This window comes from Streptomyces sp. CBMA123 (assembly GCF_014596465.1).
Taxonomy (GTDB): domain Bacteria; phylum Actinomycetota; class Actinomycetes; order Streptomycetales; family Streptomycetaceae; genus Kitasatospora.
In genome coordinates, this window is the sequence record NZ_MECK01000022.1 from 1 (window position 1) to 26,238 (window position 26,238).

Here is a 26,238-nt window from a genome sequence, read left to right on the forward strand (position 1 = left end):
CGAGCACGCCGAGGACGGCGGTCACGAAGCCGGTGCCGGGGGCGGCGGCGATCGCCACCAGCCGGTCCGGTCCGGCGCCGGCGGCGAGCAGCCGGCGGGAGAGGGCGCTGGCCCGGGCGACCAGTTCGGCGTAGTCGAGCCGGCCGGCGTCGTCCTGGACGGCGACGGCGGCCGGCCGGGCCAGGGCGAGGGCGCGGATCCGGGGCAGCACGTCGGTGAAGACCTCGGGCTGCTGCCCGTAGCTGTTCCACTCGACCAGGACGCGCTCGCGCTCGGGCTCGGGCAGCGCGGTGATCCGGCCGACGGGCAGTTCGGTGGAGACGGTGGCGAACTCGGCGAGGTAGCCGAGCAGGGCGTCGCGGAAGAGGTCCAGCCGGTCCTGCGGGTAGCGGTCGGCGTCGCCGTCGACCCGCAGTTCGCAGCCCTCCGTGCCGTTGTCCAGGAAGAGGATCTGGAGGTCCGGGACGGGGCCGGTGGACAGGTTGCGGACCTCGGCGCGGCAGTCGCCGAGGGCGAACTCGCCGCCGGTCTGCAGCACGTTGACGGTCGGGCCGAAGGTGCGGCCGGCGTCGCCGGTGAGTCCGAGCTCGCGGCGGATCGCGTCGTGCCGGTGGCGCTGGTGGCGCAGCGTGCCGCGCAGAGCGGCGGCGACCTGGGTGAGCAGGCCGTCGCGGCCGAGCGCGGGGTGGGCGGAGACCGGCAGCGGCAGGAAGTTGGCGCGCATGCCGGGGACGGACTGGGCGAGCGGGGTGGTCCGGGCGGCGACCGGCAGGGTCAGGACGACCCGGTCGGTGCCGCAGAGCTGGGCCAGGCAGCCGGCGGTGGCGCCGATGAGCAGGGTCTGCCAGGTGACCCGCTCGGCCCAGGCGGCGTCCTGCAGCCTGGTGACGGTGTCGGCCGGGATGAGGCCGGTGCTGCGCAGGGTGGCGCGGGCGGGCGAGCCGAGGTGGCCGGAGAGCACGGTGGGTTCGATGCCGTCGGCCAGCCGCTCGGCCCAGTAGGCGCGGTCGCGGTCGTGGGTGGGGGAGGCGAGGTAGTCGCGCTCCTCGGCGAGCAGTTCGGCCAGGGTCGGGTCGGTGGCGGGCTCGGCGTCGGGCAGGTCGTACTCGGCGGCGAGCCGGCGGTAGACCAGGGTGCGGCTGAAGCCGTCCAGCAGGATGTGGTTGGCCTTGACGTACAGCCAGGCCAGTTCGGGGCCGATCAGCAGCAGGGTGGCAGCGAGGGAGTCGGGGCCGAGGGTGGACGGCAGCTGCCGGTCGGTCTCCAGAAACGTTTCAGCGGCGGCCAGCGGGTCGGACTCGCCGGTCAGGTCGAGCACGGGGAGGGGACGCTCACGGGGTGGCTCGACGATCTGCACCGGTTGGCCGTCGCGCTCGGCGAAGCGCACCCGCAGGCACTCGGTGCGGTCCTGCACGCGCTGCCAGGCGGCGCGCAGCCGGCCGTGGTCCAGCGGGCCGGTCAGCTCCAGGCAGTCCGCCATGGTGAACACCGGGTTGCCCGGGTCGAGCTGCTGGGCGAACCACATCTCGCGCTGGGCATCGGACAGCGGCAGTTCTTCGGGATGCACTGCTTCAAAAAGACGCGCGATGTGACGCATCGTCATCTTACCCCCGTGGCAATGGCGTTGGGCGGCGCCAGGCGTTCGACCGCATCCAGTGCGTCGACGCCGTAGATGTCGCGCACCCACGCGCTCTGGTAGATGGTGTCGAGGTAGCGGTCACCCAGGTCGGGCGAGACGGCGACGGCGACGACGTCGTCCCGGCCGGCCCGGTGCTCCGCCAGCCAGGCCGCCGCTCCGCTGACCACCGTGCCGGTGGAGCCGCCGAACAGGAAGCCGCCGCGGGCGAGCCGGTGACAGGTGCGGACGGTGTCGATCTCGGGCACGTGCACCACGTCGTCGACGAACGTCTCGTCCAGCAGGGCGGGCCGGACGCCGGCGCCGAGGCCGGGGAGCATCCGCGGTCCGGGCTCGCCGCCGAAGGTGACGGAGCCGACGCTGTCCACCGCGACGATCCGGGTGGCGGGCCGGTGCTCCTTGAAGTAACGGGCGCAGCCCATCAGCGTGCCGGTGGTGCCGGCGCCGATGAACAGCATTTCCAGGTCCGGGAACTGCCGGAGGATCGCCGGAGCCGTGGTGCGGTAGTGGGCCCGCCAGTTGTCCGGGTTGGCGTGCTGGTTCAGCCAGACGTAGCGCGGCGAGGAAGCGCACAGCTCACGGACGTAGTCGAGCCGGGCACCCAGGAACCCGGTCTCCGGCGAGGGCTCGGTGATCATGTGCACCTTGCCGCCGAGTGTTTCGATGAGCTGACGCGTGGACAGATTGGTACGTGGGTCGACGACGCAGATGAACTGATAGCCCCGGACGGAGGCGATCATGCTCAGCGCCATCCCGAGGTTCCCCGAGGAGGACTCCACCAGGATGGAGCCCTCGTTCAGCCGCCCGTCGCGCTCGGCGGCGTCGACCATGCTGAGGGCCGCCTTGAGCTTGACGGAGCCGGCGAAGTTGAAGCCCTCGCACTTGAGGTACAGCGGGTAGTCGAACATCGCCCGCAGGTCGACGAAGAGTTCATCCTCGTTGAACTCCTGCGGCGTTCTGATGATGGGCATCGCCCGTCCCCCTTCGCAGTGGAGTGAGTGACGGGACGTCAGTCCCAGATGATGTCGTCGCCCCGCACGGAACCGGTGCCCGTGGCGGCCGGGACGGCGGCGGCGCGGGCGGCGACAACGGTGATGCTGCTCATGATGAACCCCCGGTGGCAAATGGAGTCGCGGGCCGTGGAATCGACGGCGGCGAATCGGCTGGAACGGATGAGCGCTCTGCCGGATCCGGCTTCCGCGCTGAATGCGGGGCGGACCCGGATCCCGAATCCGGCGAAAGGGCTTCGGGCCCCTTCGCGCCGGGTGACGGGATGTCAGTCCCAGATGATGTCGTCGCCGTGCACGGAACCGGCGCCCTTGCCGACCGGGCCGTCCCAGATGATGTCGTCACCGTGCACGGAACCGGCGCCCTTGGCGACCGGGGCAGCCGCCGCGGTGACGGCGCCGGCGACCGGCGCGGTGAGGGCGACGCCGGCGACCAGCAGGCCGAGGACGGCGGCGGTACGGGCGGCGACAACGGTGATGCTGCTCATGATGAACCCCCGGTGACAATGGAGCCGCGGGCCGTTAAATCGGCGGCGGCGAGACAGGTGATACGGATGAGTGCTGTGCCTGGTTCAATTCCCGCGGTGAATGACCGCGCGGGACCGGCTCTCGAATCCTCCGGAAGGGGGTTCCGGCCCCCTTCGGCATGACCAAGTCTGTCTCGCACACACGTTCCGTGCCACAGTTCTCCATGTCAGGGTCCTGCCCTGGCAGCACCCTGCACAGCGCCGGCACCGCGGGTCACTCCTCCAACAACGGCAGCCGGTCGTCGCTGAATTCGGCCGCCAGCCGCCATCCGCGCAGTTCAGGCGCGTCACGTAGGCAACGGCGGGTGATCCGTTGCGCGGCGGAATCCAACTCTCCGGATTTGGGCGGGCCGAGAAAGAAGACAAGATCGGCACCGAGGGGGTCGATCTCGACGTAAACGTGCTCCAGTCCGTCGGCCGGCTGGGCGGCCTTCCGAAGCAGTTCGACGAGTTTGTCGGGCGTGACCTGTTCCGGTCCGACCTTACCCCGAACCAGACGTCCGACAGTGATATACATGTCAAATCCTCTCGTGGGTGGACCCGCGCGAAGTCCGCAGGAAAGGGCATGGCCCCGAAACGGCGGGTGGTTGTGGGCAGGGTGTCGTAGCATGCCCCCGAGATCCGGCAATGACGTGGCGTCATCAGGCTCGAAACATCGGGGGGGCAGGCGGTGCTGTCAGTGTTAGGACTGGATCCCGACGCCGAGGCCGTGTACCGGACGGTGCTGACCCGTCCCGAACTCGGCATCGCGGCGGTGGCGCAGGACCTCGACTGGCCCGAACAACGGGTCCGGGACGCCCTGGACGGGCTGGCCCGGCTCACCCTGATCAGGCACTCCGAACTGGAGCCCGGGCACCTCCTCCTGGTCAACCCCGAGGTCAGCCTGGCCATGCTGATCGGCCGCCAGGAGGCCGAACTCGCCGAGCGGCAGCGCCAGATCGCCCAGAGCAGGCTGGAGGCCGCCAAGCTCGTCGCCCAGTACGCGGAGAACCGCAAGGGTGAACGGGGCCTGGGCGTCGAGCAGTTGGAGGGCGTCGACCAGATCCGGCTGCGGCTGGAGGAGCTCTCGCACTCCTGCACCAGCGAGATCATGGGCTTCGCGACCGGCGGCGGACAGTCGCCGGCCGCCCGCAGAGCCGGGCAGGTCGCCGACCAGGAGGTCTTCGACCGCGGCGTGCAGATGCGCAGCATCTACCTGGAGAGCGCCGCCAACGACGGCGGCACCATCTCCCACCTGGACTGGCTCACCGAGCGGGGCGCCCGGGTGCGGGTCGCCCCGTCGCTCCCGATGCGCCTGGTGATATTCGACCGCAAGGTCGCCGTCGTGCCCACCGATCCGGACGACACCAGCGTGGGGGCCCTGGTGCTGTCCGGTCCCGGACTGGTCTCCGCGCTCTGCGCGCTGTTCGAGTACGTCTGGGAGAACGCCGCCCCGTTCGGAAAGGCCCCGGCCAAGGGGGCCGAGGGCCTCAACCCGCAGGCGATGGCGGTGCTCAGCCTGCTCGCCCAGGGCCACACCGACGAGGTGGTGGCCCGCAAGCTCGGCGTCTCGGTGCGCACCTCGCGCCGGATCACGGCGGAGCTGATGGCCTGGCTCGGCGGCCGGAGCCGCTTCCAGGCCGGGGTGATCGCCGGCGAGCGCGGTCTGCTGCAGGGCGGCGCGTCGGCGCGCGAGGTCGACTGAGCACCCCGCGCGCCCACACCAACGGCCGGTCCGGGCAGGACGCGTACCGCCCCGCCCGGACCGGCCTGCCCGGTGGACCGTCAACGCGTCACCGCGGTGCGGTAGACCCGCAGGTTCACCGGGATCAGCACTGCGAGCAGGGCCGCCACCACGATCACCGCGAGCAGCACCGGGTGCCGGTCCGGCAGGCTGTCCCCGACCACTGTCGGGGCGTTGCCCCACAGCTCCCGGCAGGCCGCGGCCACGAGGCTGACCGGGTTCCACTCGGCCACCGCGCGCAGCCAGGCGGGCAGCCCGGTCAGCGGCATGAACGAGTTGGACAGGAATGACAGCACCACCAGGAACAGCGCCGAAATGCCGTTGATCGCCTCGGCGTTGCGCATCAGCATGCCGACCAGCGCGCCCAGCCAGAGCATCGCGTAGGCGAAGGCCAGCACCAGCACGAAGCCCAGCGCCGCCGAGCCGACGTCCTGGTGGATCCGCCAGCCGACCCCGAGGCCGGCCAGGGCGACCGCGAAGGTGGCGGCCGCGGCGGTCAGCAGGTCGGCCGCGGTGTGGCTGACCAGCACGGCGGAGCGGCCCATCGGCAGCGAGCGGAAGCGGTCGATCAGCCCGGTGCGCAGGTCGGTGGCCACGCCCAGCGCGGCGACGCCGACGCAGGTCAGGCCGACCTGGGCGAACACCCCGGCCATCACGTAGTCGTGGTACTCGCCGGAGCCGGTCACCGTCACCACGCTGGCGAACAGGTAGCCGAGCACGACCACCATGGTCACCGGGGTCAGGGTGATCGCGATGACCTTCTCCGGGGTACGCCGCAGGTGCCGCAGGTGGCGGCCGATCAGCGCGGCGGTGTCTCCGAGGGCCGTGCCGAAGCCGGCCGGGGCGCCGATGTCACTCACTGCTGGTCTCCCGTCCGTCCGGTGGCGGCCGCCACCGGTTCGCGCTCGTCCGGCCCGTGCTGCTCGTCCGGGTCGCTCTGGCCGCTCTGAGCGCTCTGAGCGCTCTGAGCGCTCTGGGCGCTCTGGGCGCTCTGGCCGGCCTGCTCGGTCTGCCGGGCCGCCTCCTCGGGGGCCCGGCCCAACTGGGTGCCGCGCCCGGTCAGGTGGAAGAACACGTCGTCCAGCGACGGGCGGCGCAGCGCGAAGTCCGTCACCGGCACGCCGGCCGTCTCCAGGGCGACCGCGGCGGCGGCGATCGTGCCGATGCCGTCGGCCAGTTGGACGGTGATCCGGCGCCCGGTGCGGTCCACCTCGGGCTGGGCGGCGGCCACCGGGGCGAGGACGGCCAGGGCCTGCGGAAGGGCCGCGTCGGTGGCGACGCCCACTTCCAGCCACTCCTCGCCGACCTTGCGCTTGAGCTCGTCCGGGGTGCCCTCGGCGATCACCTGGCCGGTGTCGATCACCAGGATGCGGTCGGCCAGGAAGTCGGCCTCCTCCAGGTACTGGGTGGTGAGCAGCACGGTCACCCCCTGGGCGACCTGCTCGCGGACCATCTCCCAGAGCACCAGCCGGCTCGCCGGGTCCAGCCCGGTGGTCGGCTCGTCCAGGAACAGCACCTCGGGCCGGCCGATCAGCGCGGCGGCCAGGTCCAGCCGGCGGCGCATGCCGCCGGAGTAGGTCTGGGCCGGCTTCTCGGCGGCGTCCTCCAGCTCGAACCGGGCGAGCAGTTCGGCCGCCCGCCCGCGGGCGCCCTTGCGGCCCAGGTGCAGCAGCCGGCCCAGGAGTTCGAGGTTCTCGCGGCCGGTGAGCAGCCCGTCCACGGCGGCGTACTGGCCGGCCAGGCCGATCCGCCGGCGCACCTGGCGCTGCTGGCGGACCACGTCGAAGCCGGCCACCTCGGCCCGCCCCTGGTCCGGTTCCAGCAGGGTCGCCAGGAGCCGGACGGTGGTGGTCTTGCCGGCGCCGTTGGGGCCGAGCAGGCCGAGGACGGTGCCGGCCGCCACCTCCAGGTCCACGCCCTTGAGCGCGTGGTGATCGCCGTATCTCTTGCCCAGTCCGGTCGCCCGAATCGCGGTGTCCATCATTCATTCCCCCTTCCACGGAGGTCAGTGGATCGTTCGGAAAACAGACGCCGGAGCGAATTCCCGGCGTGGAATCACGAAATTCGTTGGAATCGTGCGGAGGTCGGCCCGGTCGGGTCCCGACGTACTCGACGACCGGTCGGTCGCGTGGGGCGGCCGGCCGGATTTCCCGAATCATTGGCCCGGCGTCACCCGAATGTGGTCCGCTCGAATGGTTGTCCCTCAACGTGACCGACCGTAGCACCGGGGAATCGGGCCCGGTAAGGGGCTCCGGCCCGGCTCCGCTGGCAGCAGCTTGCCACCGCAGGATGCTGCAAGTCCCGGAGGCCCCGCAGCCGTTCGGGACGCTCTACGGTCATGGGTATTCCGCCGGTCCCCCTCATGCCGGTGAGGACACATCCCAACCCGACTGTCGCCACTGCGGCTTGATCATGCCGCCGATCGCAGGAGAGGTAATGGCAAGTCAAAGGAATTTCGCGGCCAGGCTGGGCGAGTGGAGTGCCCAGCACCGCAAGACCGCTGTCTTCGGCTGGATCATCCTGGTCGTCCTGGTCACCGTGCTCGGTGGCATGGCCGGCCAGAAGAGCCTGACCCAGGCCGACTACGGGACCGGGGAGTCGGGTCGCGCCGCCCAGGTCCTGAAGGACGCCGGGATCAACGATCCGGTCAACGAGCTGATCCTGGTCCACAGCGACGGCCTGACCTCGGACTCCCCGGAGTTCCGCAGCGCCGTCCAGGCCACCGCCGACGCGGTCGGCAAGACCGGTCTCGCGGAGAACCTGCGCGACCCGTACACCACCCAGGCCTTCTCGGCCGACAAGCACTCGGCGCTCATCATGTTCGCCGTCACCGGCGACCCGGACACCGCGGCCGACCGGATCGACCCGGTGATCACCGCGGTGCAGGACACCGCCAAGGCCCACCCGCAGGTGACCCTCGGCGAGTTCGGTGGCGCGACCGCCCTCAAGGGCATCAACGACAGCCTCGGCGATGACTTCACCCGCGCCGAACTGACCGCGCTGCCAGTCGCGTTGGGCATCCTGCTGGTGGTCTTCGGCGCCTTCGTGGCGGCCGTGCTGCCGGTCGCCCTGGCGGTCACCGCCTGCATCGGCGCCATGGGCCTGCTCGCGCTGAGCAGCCAGGCCGTGCCGGTGGACGGCATGACCAACTCGGTGATGTTCCTGATGGGCCTCGCCGTCGGCGTCGACTACTGCCTGTTCTACCTGCGCCGTGAGCGCGAGGAGCGGGCGGCCGGCCGGGACAAGGCGACCGCGCTGCGGATCGCCGCCCACACCTCGGGCCACTCGGTGCTGGTCTCCGGCCTCACCGTGATGGTCGCGATGGCGGGCATGTTCCTCTCCGGACTGACCGTCTTCGAGGGCTTCGCGATGGCCACCATCGAGGTCGTCGCCGTCTCGGTGGTCGGCTCGATGACCGTGCTGCCGGCCCTGATGTCGATGCTCGGCGACAAGGTCGCGTCCGGCCGGATCCCGTGGATCAGCAAGCGCCGCCAGGCCTCCGCGGCCAACGTCAAGCCCGCCAACGCGCTGCTGCGCGGCGTGCTGGCCCGCCCCGGGATCTTCGCCACGCTGGCCGCCGCCGTGCTGGTGGCGCTGGCCCTGCCGGCGCTCGGCATGAAGACCGAGAAGCTCGGCATGGACAAGCTGCTGCCCTCGGACAACCCGCTGGTCTCGGTCTCGCAGCGGATCGACCGGGAGTTCCCCGGCTCGCCCTCGCCCGCCACCGTGGTGGTCAAGGCCGACAACATCGACTCGCCGCAGATCGCCAAGGCCGTCGAGGACTTCAAGCAGGCCGCGCTGGCCTCGGGCAAGACCGGCAACCAGATCGACGTGCGGTACTGGAAGGACAAGAACATCGCCCAGATCAGCGTTCCGCTGGCGGGCAACGGCACCGACGACACCTCCAAGGCGGCCCTGACGGCGCTGCGCGGGCAGATCGTCCCGCAGACCCTGAAGGCGGTGCCGGGCACCACCGCGCTGGTCGCCGGCGACCTCGCCTTCTCGGTCGACTACAACAACCAGCTGGACAAGAGCATCCTCCCGGTGTTCGGCTTCGTCATGGGCGTCACCTTCCTGCTGATGCTCTTCTCCTTCCGCTCGCTGACCATCTCGATCACCTCGATCCTGCTCAACCTGCTCTCGGTGGCGGCCGCGTACGGCGTGATGACCGCGGTGTTCCAGCACGGCTGGGGCGCCTCGATCGTCGGCACCAAGGCGCCGGGGGCGATCGAGTCCTGGATGCCGCTGTTCGTCTTCGTGGTCCTCTTCGGCCTCTCGATGGACTACCACGTGTTCGTGGTCTCCCGGATCCGCGAGGCCCACCTCTCCGGCAAGTCCAGCCGGGAGGCGGTCGGCCTCGGCATCCGCAACACCGCCGGGGTGGTCACCAGCGCCGGTCTGATCATGGTCGCGGTGTTCGCGGTCTTCGGCACCCTGGGCATGCAGGACTTCAAGCAGCTCGGCATCGGCCTGGCGGTCGCGGTCCTGCTGGACGCCACCCTGGTCCGCGCGGTGCTGCTGCCCGCGGTGATGGCCCTGCTCGGTGACGGCAACTGGTACCTGCCGCGCTGGCTGGGCGGCGGTCGCACCGCCCGCGCCCACTCCTCCGGGGCGCACGCCGCCAACGGGCAGCACGAGCCCGCCGGCACCGCCTACGTCGGCTGACCAGGCGCCCCTCCTCCTCCGTTCAGCACTGGAGCCCACCACCGTGTTCGAGTTCAGAGTCATCGACGGCACCACCGCCCGCGAGGTCATCGCGGGAGCCCGCCCGCGGATCGTCCAGGAGGTCCGGGAGACCTACCTGACCCACGGCGCCGGCGAGTCCGTGAACCCCGACAGCTACTTCCTGCGGTTCCCGGCCAAGCCCGACGCCCGGATCATCGCCCTCCCGGCCTACCTCGGCGGCGGTGTCGGCCTGGCCGGCATCAAGTGGATCAGCAGCTTCCCGGCCAACATCGAGCGGGGCGTCCCGCGCGCCTCGGCCGCCCTGCTGCTGAACGACTACGAGACCGGCTACCCGTTCGCCGTCCTGGAGGCCTCGCAGATCAGCGCGGCCCGCACCGCGGCCTCCGCCGTGCTCGCCGCCGAGGTGCTCAGCGGCGGCCGTACGGCGGGCCGGCTCGCGGTGGTCGGCGCCGGCATCATCGCCCGCAACATCCTGGAGTTCTTCGGCGCCCAGCAGTGGGCGATCGACGAGCTGGTGGTGCACGACCGCAAGGCCGAGTACGCCCGGGCGCTGGTCGACCACGCCGACGCCGAACTCGGTTACCCGGCACGGGTGGTGGAGGACCTGGCGGAGGCGCTCAAGGGCGCCGACGTGGTGGTGCTGGCCACCACCGCGGGCGAGCCGTACATCCTCGACCCGGAGACCTTCGCCCCCGGCCAGCTGGTGCTCAACATCTCGCTGCGCGACCTCGCCCCGGAGATCATCGGCGGCGCGTACAACGTGCTCGACGACGTGGAGCACTGCATGAAGGCGAACACCTCCCCGCACCTGGCCGAACAGCTGTACGGCAACCGGGAGTTCGTCACCGGCACGCTCGCCCAGGTGATCGAGGGCGAGGTCGCCGTCGGCACCGACCGCCCGGTGGTCTTCTCCCCCTTCGGCCTCGGCGTGCTCGACCTCGCGGTCGGCGCGCTGGTGCACGACGAGGCGGTGGCCGCGGGCAAGGCCACCGAGATCCCCGGCTTCTTCGCGGAGACCAGCCGCTGGTAGTCCTCAGCGCGGCCCCGCCCCACCGGGACCGCTGACACCGGGTCCGTCCCCCAGCGGGCCCGTCACCACCGACGAGGGCCCCGACCGGTGAACGGTCGGGGCCCTCGTGGGGTTCGTGCGCCCTAGGACACGCCCTCGCCTCCCGCCCTACGCCTCCGTACCGCCGAACCGGGCGGTCCAGGCCGCCAGGTCCTCGTCGGTGATCTTCGCGAACAGCACCGGCGGCACGGTGAACGGCGTTCCGGCCGGCACGAGGTCCAGCGCCCGCGCCTCGTCCCCGGTGATCCAGGTGCGCTCGTCCGCGGGCAGCGCGAAGGCGCCGCGCATCGCCGCCGCCGCGGCCGGGATGAACGGCTCGGACACCACCGCGTACAGGTGGATCAGGTTCATCGCCGTCCGCAGGGTCAGCGCCGCCGCCTCCGGGTCGGTCTTCACCTGCCGCCAGGGCGCCGTCTCGTCCAGGTAGGAGTTGCCCGCGCTCCACAGCGCGCGCAGCGCCTGGGCGGCCTTGCGGAAGTTGAGCGCCTCCAGCTGGGCCTCGTACTCGGCCAGCAGGCCGGCGATCTGCCCGCCCAGCCGCGCCTCGGCCTCGCCCGGCTCCGCCCCGGCCGGGACGTCGTCGCCGAAGCGCTTGCGGCTGAACGAGAGCACCCGGTTGACGAAGTTGCCGAGGGTGTCGGCGAGGTCCTTGTTGACCACCGAGGCGAAGAGGTCCCAGGTGAAGCTGGAGTCGTCCGACTCGGGGGCGTGCGCCATCAGGAAGTAGCGCCAGTAGTCGGCCGGCAGCAGCTCCAGCGCGATGTCGGTGAAGATGCCGCGCTTCTGGCTGGTGGAGAACTTCCCGCCGTAGTACGTCAGCCAGTTGAAGGCCTTGACGTAGTCGACCTTCTTCCACGGGCGGCGCGAGCCGAGGATCGTCGCCGGGAACATCACGGTGTGGAACGGGACGTTGTCCTTGGCCATGAACTCGGTGTAGCGGACGGTCTCGTCGGCCTCGTACCACCAGGACTTCCAGTCCCGGTCCTGCCCGGCCGGGGCGGCGTCCGCCCACTCCTTGGTGGCGCCGATGTACTCGATCGGGGCGTCGAACCAGACGTAGAACACCTTGCCCTCGGCGGCCAGTTCGGGCCACACGTCGGCCGGCACCGGGACGCCCCACTCCAGGTCGCGGGTGATCGAGCGGTCCTGCAGGCCCTCGGTCAGCCACTTGCGGGCGATCGAGGAGGCCAGCACCGGCCAGTCGTCGCCGTGCGCGGCGATCCAGGCCTCGACCTCCGCGGTCAGCTTCGACTGGAGCAGGAACAGGTGCCGGGTCTCCCGGACCTCGAGGTCGGAGCTGCCGCTGATCGCCGAGCGCGGCTCCAGCAGGTCGGTCGGGTCCAGCACCCGGGTGCAGTTCTCGCACTGGTCGCCGCGCGCCTTGTCGTAGCCGCAGTGCGGGCAGGTGCCGACGATGTAGCGGTCCGGCAGGAAGCGGCCGTCGGCGTTGGAGTACACCTGGCGGATCGCGCGCTCCTCGATGAAGCCGTTGCGCTGCAGCTCGCGGGCGATCTCCTGGGTGATCTCCCGGTTCTGCGGGGAGGAGCTGCGGCCGAAGTGGTCGAAGGACATCCCGAAGCCGTCGTACACCGCCTGCTGCGCGTCGTGCGCCCGGGCGCAGAACTCGGCGACCGGCAGCCCGGCCTCCTGGGCGGCCAGTTCGGCGGGCGTGCCGTGCTCGTCGGTGGCGCAGATGTACAGCACCTCGTGGCCGCGTTGGCGCAGGTAGCGGGAGTAGACGTCCGCCGGGAGCATCGACCCGACCATGTTGCCCAGGTGCTTGATCCCGTTGATGTACGGAAGGGCGCTGGTGATCAGGTGCCGAGCCATCCTCGGATGCTCCGATTTCTCCCGCACGCGCACCCCACCCGGAGTGCTGTGCCAGGCGCAGGGGTCCACTGTGGGCTGCCAAGCCTACCGCCGCCGGGCCGGCGGTCCGTTCCGCCTCACGGCCACGCCCACGACCGGGTCACGGGCGGGTTCACGGGCGATTCACGCCCGGGTTCACGGCCGGGTTCACAGCCGGGGCAGCTCGGCGTACCGGTCGAACTCCCCGGCCTTCACCCCGCGGACGAACGCCGCCCACTTGCGCGGCGTCGTCCGCACCACCACGTCGGGCCGGTCCGACTCACGGATCTCCACCAGACCGGCCCTCGCTCTGACCTCGACGCAGTCGGTGCTCTCACCGCTGGCCGACGCCTTGCGCCAAACGTTCATGCGAAATCTTTCAGTAAGGCCCGGATGAAGTCCTGGGACTCCGCCGTCCCGAGCGCGATCGCCGCGGTCTTCTCCTTGATCCGCCGGTAGGAGGCCAATTCCGCTTCGGAGTGCACGAACTTCGGCCCGTGGGAGAGGTCGATCTGGACGGTGTCGAGCTCCGGGACGGGCCCGCGGGCGAGGTACAGGCTCTCCCCGGACCCGGTGTAGGTGGGGACGCTGAACGGGATCACCCGGATCTCCACACCGGGGCGCTCGGAATTCTCCAGCAGGCCCACCAACTGGGCGCGCAGCACTTCGGGGCCGCCGAACTGCATCCGCAGCGCGGATTCGTGCAGGATTGCGCTGTACGGCTTCGGACGGTCCACGAAGATCTGCTGGCGCCGAATCCTGAATGCCTTCCGGACCTCCGCCTCCTGCCGGTGCTGCGCGGGGAGCCGCTCGAACACCGCGGCCGCGTAGTCCGGGGTCTGCAGCAGCCCGGGGATGAAGGTGCTGTTCAGGATGGACAGCGACGCCGCGTGGTGTTCCATCTCCGCGATGTCGACGATCCCGCTGGGCATCCGCCCCCGGTAGCCGTCCCACCAGTACTTCCGGCGGTCCTGCGTCATGGCGAGCAACGCGTCCAGGTACGGGCCCTCCGGGCAGCCGCAGGTGCGCGCCCAGAGCCGCAGCCGCTCGGCGCTGATGCCCGACTTCCCGTTCTCCATCTGGGAGATCTTGGGCAGGTCGGTGCCGATCGTGGCGGCCAGGCTTTTGGGCGTCACGCCCATGCGTTCGCGCATCTTGCGCAGTTCGATCCCCAGGCGCTGCTGGCGCACGGTCGGCGACAAGCGGGGTGGCATGACTCTCTTCTCCGGATCGCGGCTACGGTCGATGCTTCCGGTGAAGTGTGCCGTGCACACCCGGCCCTAGCTAGCGAATTGGGCGATACCCCACGATGGAGTGAACGTCCAGTCCCTCGGTAGCAACTCTGGCACCCTGACTCTAGGGTCATCCGTGTCACTCACTGACTTGTTGTCCCCTAAACAGTCGCCAATCAGCCGTAAATACACACCAGATGCATGGTCAGGGCGCTCGACATCACCGACCGGAGACAGCCATGCCCCTTCACCCGCCTCTCCGCCTTCCCCCTCGCCCCCACCGCATTTCCGCAACCCGGTGAATGCCCTTCTCGTCGCGGGATTGTCCGCCCTCCTCCTCGCCGTCCTATTCGTCGGCTGGCTGGTCTGGCTGGTCAACGTCCAACCCCGGGAACTCCGAGCGACAAAGCGCGACTTCACCCCCCGCCCGCCCGCCCCCAGCCGGCCCGAGTAGCGAATCACCCCCACCCTCCCGAGAGCGCACGCCCCGGAAACGCCGGAGGGCCCGGAGCCTCCCCGGCCCCGGGCCCTCCCGTTCCCCCGCACCCGCCCTCACCCGATCAGATCCAGCGACCCGGCCACGTACCCCGTCCCGATCAGGTCGTAGCCCCCCGCCAGCACCAGGAACAGCAGCGCCGCCACCGTCACCCCGGTGTAGTGCAGCCGACCGAACACCCCCCACCAGCCGCGCCGCCAGGCGATCACCGCGCAGACCACCATCAGCAGGGTGAGCACCGCCGCCCCCGCGTACATCGCCGGCACCACCGTCAGCAGCGCCGAATCCCCCAGGAACAGCGTCTGGTTGAGCGCGTTGGAGTCCGAGGTGAGGAGCGCGAAGCACACCGTGGCGGCGACCAGCACCGCCCCGGTCACCCACCCCAGCAGCCGCGCCACCGGCTGCCCGGCCCGCCCCTTGCCCCGCGCGGACCGCACCACCGCGGCCACCAGCCAGCCGATCACGGTGAGCCCCAGCACCGCCAGGCTCCCGATCGCGATCCGTTGGTGCAGCTCGGGGGCCTGGTACCAGGCCAGCGGCTGGTAGGCGATGGTCGGGTCGCCGTCCGTCAGCATCGAGACGACGTCCCCGTCGCCGTTCAGCTCGAAGGCGAGCTGCGCCGCGCCGCCGACCTGCTGGAAGAGCCCCGGCTGCACCTGCTCCCACTGCGTCTCGGTGACGCTCGGGTCGCGGCTGACCGGCCCGGTCACGACCAGCTTCCCGTCCCGGGCCGCGATGTGGACGGAGCCCATCAGCGCCGCCGCCTTGGTCAGGTTGGACTGGCTGACCCGGGTCGACCGGTAGTCGCCGGTGTACTTGCCGAGGTCCCCGCCCACCGTCGCCGGCGCGGCGGCGGCAGTGGAAGCCGGGTAGAAGCGGTCCACGAAGGCGTTGAGCACCTGCTGGGTCGTCCACCCGCCGGTGGCGTCCTCGCCGTCCCCGTTGACGGTCACGTACAGCCCCACCCCGCGCGCCGGCAGCAGCGCCAGGTTGCTGTGGAAGCCGGGCACGTCGCCGTCCTTGACCAGCAGCTGCTGCCCGTTGCGGTTGCGCTGTTCGAGCAGGTACGCCATGCCGGGGATCCGCTGGTCGGGCCCGAAGTGGCGGGCGAGCAGCAGGCCGTCGCCCTCCCGGTCGAGGATCGAGCGGCCGTCCAGCGAGCCCCCCTGCAGCTGGGCGAGCATCAGCCGCCCCATGTCGGTGACGGTGGTGACGGCGGCCGCGCCGGTCGGGGTGAGCGGCCCGTACAGCCCCTTGGTCTCGGTCTGCCCGTCCCCGTCGGGCCGGTAGCCGTGGGCGAGGTCGGCGTCGATGCCGGCCGGGTGCGGCTGGGTGAAGGTGGTGCGGTCCATGCCGAGCGGCTGCAGGACGTGCTCGGCGACGTACTGGTCGAACGGCTGTCCGGAGACCACCTCGACCAGGTAACCGGCCAGCGCGACGCCGTAGTTGTCGTACGCGGCGGTCACCCCGGGCGCCCGGACCCGGTTCGGCTGGTGGGCGGCCAAGGTGGCCCCCAGGCTGCCGATGTGCTCCGGTCCGGTCTCGGCGAGGCCCATGAAGGTGTCGTCGAAGCCCCCGGTGTGGGTGAGCAGGTTCTCCACGGTGACCGGGTGCCCCGGGTAGCTGTCCTTGATCCGGAAGCCGGTCAGGTAGGTGTTGACGTCCGCGTGGAGGTCCAACTTCCCGGCCCGGACCTGCTGGAGGACGGCCACGGCGGTGAACACCTTGGCGTCGGAGCCCATGAAGAACGCCGTCCGGGCCGGGTCGACGGCCTTGTGACCGGGCACGTCGGAGACCCCGTACCCGCCGGCGAAGACCTGCTGCCCGCCGGCCACCACGCTGACCGCCGCGCCGGGGATCTTGTGCTCGGCGAGCAGTTTCGGCACGATCTCGTCCAACAGCCGCTTCACCGACCCGGGGTCGGGTGGTGCCGTCGAGCCGCCCGCCGCCGCCGAACTCCCGCTGCCCTCCGTCGTGGTGGCCGCGTGGGCCCGGTCCGGCGTGAGCCCGTACAGGAACAGACCGATCGCCGCGAGCACCAGGATCAGTCGCACCCAACCCCGCCGGACCAGCGGCCGGTTCCCCTCGGCACGTCGCACGCTCATGGTGAACTCCCGTTCGGTACAAGTGGCTTGTGGAAGCTCCGGCGCCCTGCGGCGGGTCGCTTCCCGACACCCCCAACACTAGGTCGGGGGGCACCTCCGGGACATGGCCTCTGGGCGTCGATCGGGGGGTGTACCCAGGTACCACCAACAGGGGTCCAGGGCCCAGTGATCGAAGCGGCGCCGGACGGCAGTCTTGTTGTCGTCAGCAAGCAACGCAACGGGTAGGGATACCGGCCGCGAGGCCGTCACGGAAGGGGCCGAGCGGTCATGACCAGCAGCATCACCACGGGAGTTGTGAGCAACGTGCAGAAGACCGACACCACGAGCGGCCGCACCGGCCGACGGAACCCGCTCGGCGCGCTGCGCAACGCCGTCGCCTCGCTCTTCCGCGGCCCGGCCCTGGCCGCCTTCGCGGTGCCGCAGCTCCTGCTGCTGACCGCCGCCACCGTCACCGCCTCCCTGCTCGGCCTCGGCGTCGGCGCCCTGCTGGTGCCGCCCACCATCCTGGCGGTCCGCGGCCTGGCCGGCCTGCGGCGCCGGCTGGCCGCCCGCTGGTCCGGGGTGGAGATCCGCGACCCGTACCAGCCGCTGCCGGACGCCGAGGCGGGCTTCAAGGGCGCCTGGAAGCGCTGCCAGGCGATGCTGTCGGACCAGGCCACCTGGCGCGACCTGCTCTGGCTGCTGGTCGATCCGCTGATCGGCCTCACGATGGCGCTGCTCCCGCTCGCGGTGGTCGCCTACGGCGTCTTCGGCCTGGTGCTGCCCCAGGTCTGGCAGTCGCTCGCCGACAACGGCGGCAACACCTGGTACCTGTGGTTCCACGTCACCGACTCGGCCACGGCCGGCACCGCCGCCCTGTTCGGCGTCCCGGTGATGCTGGCCGGCCTGGCACTCGCCCCCGCCGCCCTGCGCGGCCACACCGCGCTCGCCAAGGCGCTGCTCGGCCCGACCGCCCGGGCCGAGGCGCTGGCCGCCGAGCGCAAGGTCGCCCACCTCACCGAGACCCGGCGCGACGCGCTGACCACCCAGGCCGCCGAGCTGCGCCGGATCGAGCGGGACCTCCACGACGGCGCCCAGGCCCGGCTGGTGGCCATGGGCATGAACCTGGGCGTCGCCGAGCGGCTGGTCGAGCGGGACCCGGAGGCCGCCAAGCAGCTGCTCGCCGAGACCCGCCAGGCCTCCGCCTCCGCCCTCAACGAGCTGCGCGACCTGGTCCGCGGCATCCACCCGCCGGTGCTCGCCGACCGCGGACTGGCCGACGCCGTCCGGGCCCTGGGCATGGACAGCCCGCTGAACGTGACCGTCTCCGCCGAACTGCCCGGCCGCCCCGAGGCCCCGGTCGAGTCCGCCATCTACTTCGCCGTCTCCGAGGCCCTCACCAACGCCGCCAAGCACTCCGGCGCCGCCCACGTCGACGTCCAACTCTGGTACGAGAACGGCACCCTGAAGGCCCAGATCACCGACGACGGCACCGGCGGCGCCGACCCCTCCCGCGGCACCGGCCTGCGCGGCCTGGAGCGCCGACTTGCTACCTTCGACGGAGTCCTGGCCGTCCGCAGCCCGCTCGGCGGCCCCACGACCCTGACGATGGAGCTGCCGTGCGAGTTGTACTCGCGGAGGACCTCTTCCTCCTGAGGGACGGTCTGATCCGGATGCTGCAGGCCTACGACTTCGAGGTCGTGGCCGCGGTGGACACCGGACCGGACCTCCTGCAGGCCCTCCTCACCGAACGGCCGGACGTGGCAGTCGTCGACGTACGACTGCCCCCGACGTTCACCGACGAGGGCCTGCAGGCGGCTCTGGAAGCGCGCCGGCAGATCCCAGGTCTGCCGGTGCTCGTGCTGTCCCAGTACGTGGAGCAGCTCTACGCCAAGGAGTTGCTCGCCGACGGCAGCGGCGCGATCGGCTACCTGCTGAAGGACCGGGTCTTCGACCCCGACGAGTTCGTGGCGACGGTCCACCGGGTGGCGGCGGGCGGCACCGCCCTCGACCCGCAGGTGATCGCGATGCTGGTCAGCAACACCGAACGCACCAAGCCGATCGGGCGCCTGACGCCGCGTGAGCGCGAGGTGCTGGAGCTGATGGCGGAGGGCCGCTCGAACGGGGCGATCGCCGAGCGGATGGTGATCACCGAGCGGGCGGTGAAGAAGCACACCGCGAACATCTTCCTCAAGCTCGACCTGCCGCCCTCCGAGGAGGACCACCGCCGGGTGCTGGCGGTGCTGGCCTTCCTCCAGGTCGCCCCCTGACCCGCGAGGACCGGCCCTACGAGGCGGTCTCCCCGGCCACCCAGCGCAGGTAGCCGGGGCTGCCGGACACCACCGGCACGGCGATCACCTCGGGCGTCTCGTACGGGTGCCGCTCGGCGACGAACCCGGCCAGCCGGTCGGCGAGTTCGGCCCGGGTCTTGAGGTCGATCCGCCACTCCTCGGCGTCCCGCACCTCGCCCTCCCACCAGAACACCGACCGCACGGGGTACACCTGGGCGCAGGCCGCCAGCCGCTCCCGCACCACGGCGGAGGCCAGCGCGCGGGCCTGCTCCTCACTCTCGTGGGTGGTGGTCACCACGACGAAGCCCTGCCCGTTCACTGCCATCCCCCGAGACTAGCCCCGGCCCGCAGCCGACACCCCAGCCCGACACCCCAGCCCGGCCCCGCCCGCCACGGCCTCGGAAGCGCGGGCGGACGGGGCCGGGGGCGACGGGGGTGGCTACGCCCTGCGGGCGGTGTGGACGGTCATCGCGGACAGGTAGAAGGCGTCCGGCCGGTGCAGGATCCCGGTCGGGGCGTCCTCGTCGATCAACGCCTCCAGGGTGGCGCGGTCCTCCGGGTCGAGCACCTCGGCGAGCTGGTCGTGGCGCCGGGCGAGCTGGGTGCGCAGGTACGCGCGGACCGGGCGCTCCAGCGGGGCCGGGCGGTCGACCAGGAAGGTGCGGGTGCCGCTGGGCGCGAGCCCGGCCCGCCGCAGCATGGCCGGCCAGTCCTCGATCTCCTCGGTGGCGCCCGGCAGTTCGGCCCGCATGGTGGCGAAGCCGTCCTCGTGCGCGGCGTCCAGCCGGGCCTGGAAGCCGGGCCGGCCGAGACCGAAGTCGCGGGGCAGGAACCGCGGCGGCAGTCCGCTCTCGGCGACGGCGAGCAGCCCGCCGGGGCGCAGCCGTCCGGCCAGGGCGGTGAGCGCGGCCTGCTGGTCGCCGAGGTGGTGGATGGCGTTGCCGGACCAGATCAGGTCGGCCTCGCCGAGCTTGTCGAACTCGGCGGGCAGGTCAGCCTGTTGGGTACCGAGCCGGCCGCCGGAGCGGGTCCGGGCGCGCTCCAGCAGGGCGGCCGACTGGTCGACGGCGACCACCTCGGCCGCCGGGAAGACGTCCGCGAGCAGCCCGGCGATCACCCCGGGCCCGGCGCCGACGTCGAGCACCCGGCGCACCCCGCCGTCCCCGGCGAGACCGGACAGCCAGTGCCCGGCCCCGGTGACGGCCTCGGCGCGCAGTTCGGCCTCCTGTTCCAGGTGCGCCGCGAGGGCGTCCCAGTCGAGGTCGGCGGCGGGCACCTGCCCGTGGCCGTGCGCATGCCCGTGCCCGTGCCCGGGCTGCTGCTGGCGGTGCTGGTGTGCGGACATGGTGTCCCCTCTCGGTGGCTGGATCGGCGCTGGTCGGCGCTGGATCGTCGATGGATCGGCGCTGGGTGGATCGATGGCAGCCTGCCCGCTCAGACGGGCAGCGCCGGACCGGACGCGCGGCTGAGCCCGACCGCCCGGCCGATCTCCTCGTCCAGCAGGTCGTGGTTCAGGGCGAAGGCTGCGGCCGCGCCCATCCCCGCGGCGCTGACCACCTGGGCGCGCGGGTCGGCGACGTTGCCGACCGCCCAGACGCCGGGCACGCTGGTGCGGCCGGTCCGGTCGGTGGTGACCCAGCCGTTGTCGTCCCGGGCGCAGTCCAGGCCGAAGAGCAGCGCGTCCCGGGGCATCGGCTGCGGGACGACGAACACCGCATCGCGGGTCACCACCTGCCCGTTGTCGAGTTCGACGCCGCGCAGCCGTCCGTCGTCGGCGACCAGCCGGACGATCCGGCCCTCGACCACCCGTACGCCGCGCGCCGCGAGGCGCTCGCGCTCGGTGTCGGTCGGCGCCAGGGTGTGGGCGAGCAGCACCACGTCGGCCGACCACTGCCGCAGCAGCAGCGCCTGGCCGACCGCCCCCGGGGCGGTGCCGAGCACCCCGAGCGGGCGGTCGCGGACCTCCCAGCCGTGGCAGTACGGGCAGTGCAGCACATCCCGGCCCCAGCGTTCGGCGAGGCCGGGCAGTTCCGGCAGCCCGTCCCGCAGCCCGGTGGCGACGACCAGCCGGCGTGCGTGCAGCACCGGCCCGCCCGCCAGGTGGACGACGAAGCCGAGTTCGGTCGGTCCGGCGTCCTCGACCCGTCCGTCGATCAGGTCCACCCCGTACCGGGTGACCTCCGCCCGGCCGACCGCGAGCAGCGCGGCCGGGGGCATGCCGTCCCGGCTCAGGAAGCCCTGCAGGTGGGCGGCGGGGGCGTTGCGCGGTTCACCCGCGTCGACCACCGCGACCCGCCGCCGGGCCCGGCCCAGCACCAGGGCCGCGTTCAGTCCCGCCGCACCGGCACCGACCACGACCACGTCGTAGCGCTCCGCCGTACTCTTCTCGCTCATCGTCGCTCACCTCCACCGCCAGGCTGCGGCCGACCATCCGGTATCGGCAAGCTTTGTTGCCATCTCAGCAAACACCTCCCGCCCCGCCCCCGGTCCGCCGCCAGTACGAGCGGGCGGCCACCGCCAGCGCCACCCCGTACCCGGCGAAGGCGCCTGCCCCGACCCAGGCCACCTGCAGAGCCCGCCCGGGCGTGGCCGGCTCGCCCTGCCGGATACCGACCACCCCGACCGAGCACAGCGACAGGTAGCCGATCCCGACCAGCCCGTACGGCACCAGCGTCACCGCACCCAGCAGCGCCGGGGCGAGCGGCAGCCGGCGCGGCCGGCGCGGCCGCGCAACGGCAGGGTCCAGCGCGGGAACACCTGCCCCCACGGCCGCACCAGCCCCCACAGCAGGAACACCCCGACCGCCGCCGGCAGCACCGTCCCGTCCAGCCCCCAGCGCTCCAGGGCGAGCCACAGCCCGGAGGAGCCGTTGTGCCCGTAGCTCGCGTACATCCGGTCGCCGCCGATCCCGGCGAAGCTGCCGCCGAACGCCCAGACCAGCTTCATCACCACGTACGGCAGGAAGGCCAGACTCCCCGCCCAGGCGGCGAGTTGGACAGCCGCCGGGGCCGACGAAGGAGCCGGGCGGGCCGCCGAGGGCCCGTCCGCGACCGGCCGCCGGGCCCGGGCGGCGCCGGCCAGCAGCAGCGCCCCGGCCGCCGCCAGCGCCGCTCCTGACCCACCCGCGCGCCACCATGGCCCCAGGCTCGCCCGCCCGGCCCCGCCCCGGCCTCCCCCTGGATGCCCATCCCGCTCCCCCGCCCGGGGGGATCCCGCCGACCCCTTGCCTTCGAGCGCACTCCAACTCCTAGCCTCTGACCCACCACCGCAGCACCGCCCCACCTCAGCACCGCAGCACCGCAGCACCGCCCCACCGATCGACCGATCGACCGATCGACCGACCTAAGGACCCCCCATGCGCTACCGCGCCCTCGGCGGCACCGGCATCGAGGTCAGCGCCTACTGCCTCGGCACGATGATGTTCGGCGCCATCGGCAACCCCGACCACGACGACTGCGCCCGGATCATCAACACCGCACTCGACCGGGGCATCACCTTCGTCGACACCGCCGACATCTACTCGGCCGGCGAGTCCGAGGAGATCGTCGGCAAGACCCTGGCCGCCCGCGGCGACCGGGACGACATCGTGCTCGCCACCAAGGCGCACTTCCCGATGGGCGAGGGCCGGGGCCGCGGCGGCAACTCCCGGCGCTGGATCGTCCGCGAGGTCGAGGAGAGCCTGCGCCGGCTGCGCACCGACCGGATCGACCTCTACCAGATCCACCGGCCGGACCACACCACCGACATCGAGGAGACCCTCGCCGCCCTGGGCGACCTCGTCCGGGCCGGCAAGATCCTCGCCTTCGGCTGCTCGACCTTCCCCGCCGAGCAGATCGTGGACGCCCACCACGTCGCCGAGCGCCGCGCCCTGCCCCGCTTCCGCACCGAGCAGCCGCCCTACTCGCTGCTCGCCCGCGGCATCGAGCGGGACGTCCTGCCGGTGGTGCAGCGGCTCGGCATGGGCGCGCTGACCTGGGGCCCGCTGGCCGGCGGCTTCCTCACCGGCTGCTACCGCAAGGGCCGCCCGGTCGACCTCAGCACCGGGCGCCCCGCCATCAACCCGGGCCGCTTCGACCCGGCGCTGCCCACCACGGCCACCAAGCTGGACGCGGTCGAGGCCTTCACCGAACTCGCCGACGGCCTCGGCCGCACCCTGCCCGAACTGGCCACCGCCTTCCCGCTGGCCCACCCCGCCGTCACCTCGGTGATCATCGGCCCGCGCACCATGGACCAGCTCGAATCCGCCCTCAAGGCCGCCGACCTCGTCCTGGACGACGCCACCCTGGACCGGATCGACGCCATCGTCCCGCCCGGTACCGACCTCTACCAGGCCGACGGCGCCTGGCAGCCCCCGTCCCTCACCACCCCGGCCCTGCGCCGCCGCCCGACCCCCGACCGCTCGGCCGGTCAGGCGTAAGGGAGCCGACCGTCCCCCCTCGGCGCGGCGAAGCAGTGGACGAGGACGGTACGGCCGGAGGCCCACCGCTGTTCGCCGCTGCCGAGCAGGGTCCAGCCGAGGCGGCGGTAGAGGGCCAGGGCGGCGGTGTCGGTGGCGAGCACGTCGAGCACCGGGTGCAGCCCGAGCGTCCGGGCGTGCACCACGGCGTGGGCCAGCAGCCGGGCGCCGGCGTCCCGGCCGCGGGCCGCCGGGGCGACGTACAACCGGCCGATCACGGCGGTGAGTTCCGGTCTGCCGCCGGTGCGCAGGCTCCACAGTCCGGGGGCCAGGTCCCCGGGGCCGCTGCGGACCAGCCCGATGTGGCCGGCGATCCGGCCGTCCGCCTCGGCGACCCAGGCGGCCAGCAGGCCGTCCGGGGTGAGCCAGGCGGCGGGCCGCTCGGGCCATTCGGCGGGGTAGCCGTCGGTGGCGTGGACGTCGCCCAGGGCCCGTACGCAGTCGGCGAGGTCGGCGGCGCGGCGCCGGCGGACGCCCACCCCCGCCCCGGTCCACCGCGGGCCGGACGCGACGACATTGGCGCGTTCTTCAAGGTCAGCCATGCCGGTACGTTACCGGCCGGCCCTCACCGCCGCAGCAGGTCGACCACCCCGGTGAGGTCCTCGGCACCGCCGCCGAGGGCCAGCCGGTGCTCCATCAACCGAAAGTACGGGGACAGCAGCTCGACGCTCACCCGCTGCTCCTCGGCGGTGCGCAGCAGCGTCTCCTTGCCCGCCACCTGCATCCCCAGGCCGGAGACCACACCCGTGGCGTAGTCCCCGCTCTCCAGCCGCGCCGCCGTCCGCTCCACCGACCCGGCCATCGCGGTGAGCCAACTCCCCAGCAGCGGCGCCAGATCGCCCGGCTCCACCGCCTCCCCACGCACCAGCGCGAAGGCGTGGGCGACCCCGGCGAACATCCCGTACATCGCGCTGAGCAGCGCCACGTCGTGCAGCGCCGCGTACCCGGCGTCCGCCCCGACGTACCGGGCCCCGGCCGGGACGGTCAGCACCTCCCGGTGCTCCTCGAACAACTCCCCCGAACCGCTGTAGAACACGTACGCCCCGGCCCCGGGGACGCCGATCATCGGTGGAACGGCCATGATCCCGCCGTCCAGGTAGCGGGCCCCACGCGCCTCGGCCCAGACGGCCCGGGCGCGGGCCTGCCCCGGGGTGCCGGTGACCAGATTGACCACGTCCTTCCCCGCCAACTCCACCCCGGCCAAAGCCTGTTCGACGGACTCGTCGTCCAGCAGGCAGACCACCACCAACCGCCCGGCCGCGACCGCCCCGGCGGCGGTACCCGCAACCACCGCCCCCTCCTCCGCAAGCGGTCCGGCACGCCCACCGGACCGGTTCCACACCGTCAACGCATGCCCGGCGGCGAGCCAGGCCCGCCCCAGCGCGCTGCCCATCGCCCCCAGCCCGAGCAGCACCACAGCACTCTTCCCGCACCCCTCAACTGCCTTCTCTCCCATGCCGATCAGCCTCGGCCAGGCCCCACCCGTGATCAAGTACGCACTTCGGAGTGGGTGGTTACCCTGGGGTGAGCGACGAGGTCGGAAGGGGTGGGCCATGGCAACCGTGCCGAGGCCGGGGGCGCACGTCTGCGGGATCGACGCCGCGATGGACGTGATCGGCGGCAAGTGGAAGGTGCTGATCCTGTGGGCCCTCGGCGAGCGCCCGCACTGCCGCTTCGGCGAACTGCGCCGGCTGGTCCCGGGGATCACCGAGAAGGTGCTGACCGCCCACCTGCGCGAGCTGGAGGCGGACGGCATCGTGCACCGGGAGGCCCACGACGAGGTCCCGCCCCGCGTCGAGTACGCGCTGACCGACGCGGGACGGCACCTGAACGCGGCACTGGCCCCGCTGGGAGCCTGGGGCCGGAGCCACGTCCTGCACCGATGACTCAGTGCTCCTCCTCCACCAAGTGGTCGACACACGCCGCGATCGCGAGCAGCAGCCCGGTGTCCGCCCCGTCCGCGATCTCCACCCCGTACGTGTCGCGCACCCGGAACCACTTGCGCGAGATCCGGGCGAGCCGGTCCCCGTGGTGGTTCTCGATCCGGTAGTCCTTGTCGATCAGATCGCCGTGGATCCGCAGCTCGCCGCCGGAGGCCAGCTCCACCAGGTACTTGTCCCGGAACGGGGTGAACAGCTTCTCCCGTACGGTCGCGACCACCTCGCCGTCGGCGTCCTCGATCTTCATCGCGTCGCGGACGGTGAGCATCTTCTCCCTCACCACGGCGACCACCCGCCCGTGGGCGTCCTTCAGTTCGAAGGTGTGCCGCAGCCGCAGCACCTTGCCGTCCACCAGGTAGGCCTTGTGCCCCCGGTCGTCCTCGATCCAGTAGTCGTCACCGACCGCGAACAGCTTCTCCCTGACCAGGTACCGCACCACAACCTCCTCCGTCGTCGGACTCGAACCACCCATTCGACCCGCCCCCGCACCCGCCGCGAAGCACCGCCGCGCCGCACCGCTTCAATAACGCCATGCTGATCACACCCCTGCACACCGCACGCCTCGACCTCCTCCCCCTCACCCCCGACCACGCCGACGAACTCGCCGCCGCCCTCGCCGACCCCGCCCTGCACACCTTCACCGGCGGCCGCCCCGCCACCCCCGAGGAACAGCGCGCCCGCTGCGCCCGGCTCGCCGCCGGCTCCCCCGACCCCACCGAGATCTGGGCCAACTGGGTCCTGCGCCTGCGCGCCGACGGCACCCTGACCGGCTACGTCCAGGCCACCGTCCACCCCGCGGCCGCCGAAGCCGAACTCGCCTGGGTGGTCGGCACCCCCTGGCAGGGCCGCGGCCTGGCCACCGAAGCCGCCCGCGCCCTCCTCACCCACCTCACCGCCACCGGCCTCACCACCGCCCTCGCCCACATCCACCCCGACCACCACGCCTCCGCCCACATCGCCCGCACCCTCGGCCTCCACCCCACCCCCCACACCCAGGACGGCGAAACCCGCTGGCAGGCCGATCTCCCCCACCCGTAACATCCGCGCCCCCGCGCCCTCCCTACCCCAGCACGGACGCGCAGGGCGAAAGCCCGCGCGCCCACAACACCCCTCACACCCCCCCCCCCCCCCCCCCCCCCCCCCCCCCCCCCCCCCCCCCCCCCCCCCCCCCCCCCCCCCCCCCCCCCCCCCCCCCCCCCCCCCCCCCCCCCCCCCCCCCCCCCCCCCCCCCCCCCCCCCCCCC

Annotated in this window: 27 protein-coding genes; 9 read left to right on the plus strand and 18 right to left on the minus strand. The window is 72.6% G+C overall.

The features are described 5' to 3' along the window. The 4 genes from BG452_RS04495 to BG452_RS04510 all read right to left on the minus strand — a co-directional run. The coding region (locus BG452_RS04495) for a condensation domain-containing protein (protein WP_223241746.1) at positions 1–1,603 on the minus strand (1,603 nt) is incomplete at its 3' end. Further along, on the minus strand, positions 1,600–2,607 hold the full coding sequence (sbnA, locus tag BG452_RS04500) for a 2,3-diaminopropionate biosynthesis protein SbnA (RefSeq protein ID WP_188302837.1): 1,008 nt from the start codon (positions 2,605–2,607) through the stop codon (positions 1,600–1,602). The genes sbnA and BG452_RS04495, both read right to left, overlap by 4 nt. Positions 2,608–2,912: 305 nt before the next feature. After that, entirely contained in the window at positions 2,913–3,131 is a 219-nt protein-coding gene (locus tag BG452_RS04505; RefSeq protein WP_188302838.1) for a hypothetical protein, read from the minus strand. 253 nt (positions 3,132–3,384) lie between these two features. After that, positions 3,385–3,687, minus strand: coding sequence for a hypothetical protein (locus BG452_RS04510; RefSeq protein ID WP_188302839.1), 303 nt, complete (start codon positions 3,685–3,687; stop codon positions 3,385–3,387). A 153-nt stretch (positions 3,688–3,840) separates the two neighbouring features. Between BG452_RS04510 and BG452_RS04515 the strand changes: the two genes are divergently transcribed. Then, the gene (locus BG452_RS04515) at positions 3,841–4,854 is read left to right on the plus strand and encodes a helix-turn-helix transcriptional regulator (RefSeq protein WP_188302840.1); all 1,014 of its coding nucleotides are present in this window, start codon (positions 3,841–3,843) and stop codon (positions 4,852–4,854) included. A gap of 80 nt (positions 4,855–4,934) precedes the next feature. Here the strand turns inward: BG452_RS04515 and BG452_RS04520 are convergent, their stop codons facing one another. Together BG452_RS04520 and BG452_RS04525 are read right to left on the minus strand one after the other, a co-directional pair. Next, a complete protein-coding gene (locus BG452_RS04520) occupies positions 4,935–5,753 on the minus strand; it encodes an ABC transporter permease (protein WP_188302841.1) in 819 nt (272 codons plus the stop codon). Continuing rightward, positions 5,750–6,874 carry an ATP-binding cassette domain-containing protein gene (locus BG452_RS04525; RefSeq protein WP_188302842.1) on the minus strand — a complete coding sequence of 375 codons (1,125 nt, stop codon included), beginning with the start codon at positions 6,872–6,874 and terminating at the stop codon, positions 5,750–5,752. Before BG452_RS04525 ends, BG452_RS04520 begins: the two co-directional genes overlap by 4 nt. A 455-nt stretch (positions 6,875–7,329) precedes the next feature. Between BG452_RS04525 and BG452_RS04530 the strand changes: the two genes are divergently transcribed. Both BG452_RS04530 and sbnB read left to right on the plus strand, forming a co-directional pair. Further along, on the plus strand, positions 7,330–9,558 hold the full coding sequence (locus BG452_RS04530) for an MMPL family transporter (protein WP_188302843.1): 2,229 nt from the start codon (positions 7,330–7,332) through the stop codon (positions 9,556–9,558). A gap of 43 nt (positions 9,559–9,601) precedes the next feature. Then, complete coding sequence (sbnB, locus tag BG452_RS04535; RefSeq protein ID WP_188302844.1) at positions 9,602–10,609, plus strand: 2,3-diaminopropionate biosynthesis protein SbnB; 1,008 nt, start codon at positions 9,602–9,604, stop codon at positions 10,607–10,609. 147 nt (positions 10,610–10,756) lie between these two features. On the opposite strand, the gene metG is transcribed toward sbnB, so the two are convergent. The 3 genes from metG to BG452_RS04550 form a co-directional block, all read right to left on the minus strand. Beyond that, positions 10,757–12,478, minus strand: coding sequence for a methionine--tRNA ligase (metG, locus tag BG452_RS04540; RefSeq protein ID WP_188302845.1), 1,722 nt, complete (start codon positions 12,476–12,478; stop codon positions 10,757–10,759). 186 nt (positions 12,479–12,664) lie between these two features. Then, entirely contained in the window at positions 12,665–12,865 is a 201-nt protein-coding gene (locus BG452_RS04545) for a DUF397 domain-containing protein (protein ID WP_188302846.1), read from the minus strand. Next, entirely contained in the window at positions 12,862–13,710 is an 849-nt protein-coding gene (locus BG452_RS04550) for a helix-turn-helix domain-containing protein (protein ID WP_188302847.1), read from the minus strand. The genes BG452_RS04545 and BG452_RS04550 overlap by 4 nt, the downstream gene beginning before the upstream one ends. Positions 13,711–14,050: 340 nt before the next feature. Between BG452_RS04550 and BG452_RS46920 the strand changes: the two genes are divergently transcribed. Further along, positions 14,051–14,182: a hypothetical protein gene (locus tag BG452_RS46920; protein WP_262985974.1), complete on the plus strand. Its 132-nt coding sequence runs from the start codon at positions 14,051–14,053 to the stop codon at positions 14,180–14,182. Positions 14,183–14,280: 98 nt separating this feature from the next. Here BG452_RS46920 and BG452_RS04555 read toward each other — a convergent pair whose 3' ends face one another. Further along, complete coding sequence (locus tag BG452_RS04555; protein ID WP_188302848.1) at positions 14,281–16,329, minus strand: serine hydrolase domain-containing protein; 2,049 nt, start codon at positions 16,327–16,329, stop codon at positions 14,281–14,283. Between the two features lie 267 nt (positions 16,330–16,596). Here BG452_RS04555 and BG452_RS04560 point away from each other — a divergent pair, with 267 nt between their 5' ends. Next, positions 16,597–17,964: a sensor histidine kinase gene (locus BG452_RS04560; RefSeq protein WP_188302849.1), complete on the plus strand. Its 1,368-nt coding sequence runs from the start codon at positions 16,597–16,599 to the stop codon at positions 17,962–17,964. Next, positions 17,928–18,578, plus strand: coding sequence for a LuxR C-terminal-related transcriptional regulator (locus tag BG452_RS04565; RefSeq protein WP_188302850.1), 651 nt, complete (start codon positions 17,928–17,930; stop codon positions 18,576–18,578). Before BG452_RS04560 ends, BG452_RS04565 begins: the two co-directional genes overlap by 37 nt. Before the next feature lie 16 nt (positions 18,579–18,594). Here the strand turns inward: BG452_RS04565 and cutA are convergent, their stop codons facing one another. From cutA to BG452_RS45305, 5 genes are all read right to left on the minus strand, one after another. Next, positions 18,595–18,924 (minus strand): divalent-cation tolerance protein CutA, encoded by a 330-nt coding sequence (gene cutA, locus BG452_RS04570; protein WP_188302851.1) that lies wholly within the window; start codon positions 18,922–18,924, stop codon positions 18,595–18,597. A 114-nt stretch (positions 18,925–19,038) separates the two neighbouring features. Beyond that, the gene (locus tag BG452_RS04575; protein ID WP_188302852.1) at positions 19,039–19,944 is read right to left on the minus strand and encodes a class I SAM-dependent methyltransferase; all 906 of its coding nucleotides are present in this window, start codon (positions 19,942–19,944) and stop codon (positions 19,039–19,041) included. A gap of 89 nt (positions 19,945–20,033) precedes the next feature. Then, the gene (locus BG452_RS04580; protein ID WP_188302853.1) at positions 20,034–20,993 is read right to left on the minus strand and encodes an NAD(P)/FAD-dependent oxidoreductase; all 960 of its coding nucleotides are present in this window, start codon (positions 20,991–20,993) and stop codon (positions 20,034–20,036) included. Between the two features lie 64 nt (positions 20,994–21,057). After that, positions 21,058–21,276, minus strand: a complete 219-nt coding sequence (locus BG452_RS45300; protein ID WP_223241747.1) for a hypothetical protein — start codon at positions 21,274–21,276, stop codon at positions 21,058–21,060. Then, the gene (locus tag BG452_RS45305; RefSeq protein ID WP_223241748.1) at positions 21,273–21,551 is read right to left on the minus strand and encodes a hypothetical protein; all 279 of its coding nucleotides are present in this window, start codon (positions 21,549–21,551) and stop codon (positions 21,273–21,275) included. Before BG452_RS45305 ends, BG452_RS45300 begins: the two co-directional genes overlap by 4 nt. A gap of 403 nt (positions 21,552–21,954) precedes the next feature. Here BG452_RS45305 and BG452_RS04590 point away from each other — a divergent pair, with 403 nt between their 5' ends. Further along, a complete protein-coding gene (locus BG452_RS04590) occupies positions 21,955–23,016 on the plus strand; it encodes an aldo/keto reductase (RefSeq protein ID WP_188302854.1) in 1,062 nt (353 codons plus the stop codon). Here BG452_RS04590 and BG452_RS04595 read toward each other — a convergent pair. Together BG452_RS04595 and BG452_RS04600 are read right to left on the minus strand one after the other, a co-directional pair. Next, positions 23,007–23,597, minus strand: coding sequence for a GNAT family N-acetyltransferase (locus BG452_RS04595; protein ID WP_188302855.1), 591 nt, complete (start codon positions 23,595–23,597; stop codon positions 23,007–23,009). The genes BG452_RS04590 and BG452_RS04595 overlap by 10 nt on opposite strands. Positions 23,598–23,620: 23 nt before the next feature. Then, the gene (locus BG452_RS04600) at positions 23,621–24,511 is read right to left on the minus strand and encodes an NAD(P)-dependent oxidoreductase (protein WP_188302856.1); all 891 of its coding nucleotides are present in this window, start codon (positions 24,509–24,511) and stop codon (positions 23,621–23,623) included. Between the two features lie 97 nt (positions 24,512–24,608). Here BG452_RS04600 and BG452_RS04605 point away from each other — a divergent pair, with 97 nt between their 5' ends. Further along, on the plus strand, positions 24,609–24,941 hold the full coding sequence (locus BG452_RS04605) for a winged helix-turn-helix transcriptional regulator (protein ID WP_188302857.1): 333 nt from the start codon (positions 24,609–24,611) through the stop codon (positions 24,939–24,941). Between the two features lies 1 nt (position 24,942). On the opposite strand, the gene BG452_RS04610 is transcribed toward BG452_RS04605, so the two are convergent. After that, positions 24,943–25,431 (minus strand): LURP-one-related/scramblase family protein, encoded by a 489-nt coding sequence (locus BG452_RS04610; RefSeq protein ID WP_188302858.1) that lies wholly within the window; start codon positions 25,429–25,431, stop codon positions 24,943–24,945. Positions 25,432–25,526: 95 nt separating this feature from the next. Here BG452_RS04610 and BG452_RS04615 point away from each other — a divergent pair, with 95 nt between their 5' ends. Next, positions 25,527–26,033, plus strand: a complete 507-nt coding sequence (locus tag BG452_RS04615; protein WP_188302859.1) for a GNAT family N-acetyltransferase — start codon at positions 25,527–25,529, stop codon at positions 26,031–26,033. Positions 26,034–26,238 lie beyond the last annotated feature (205 nt).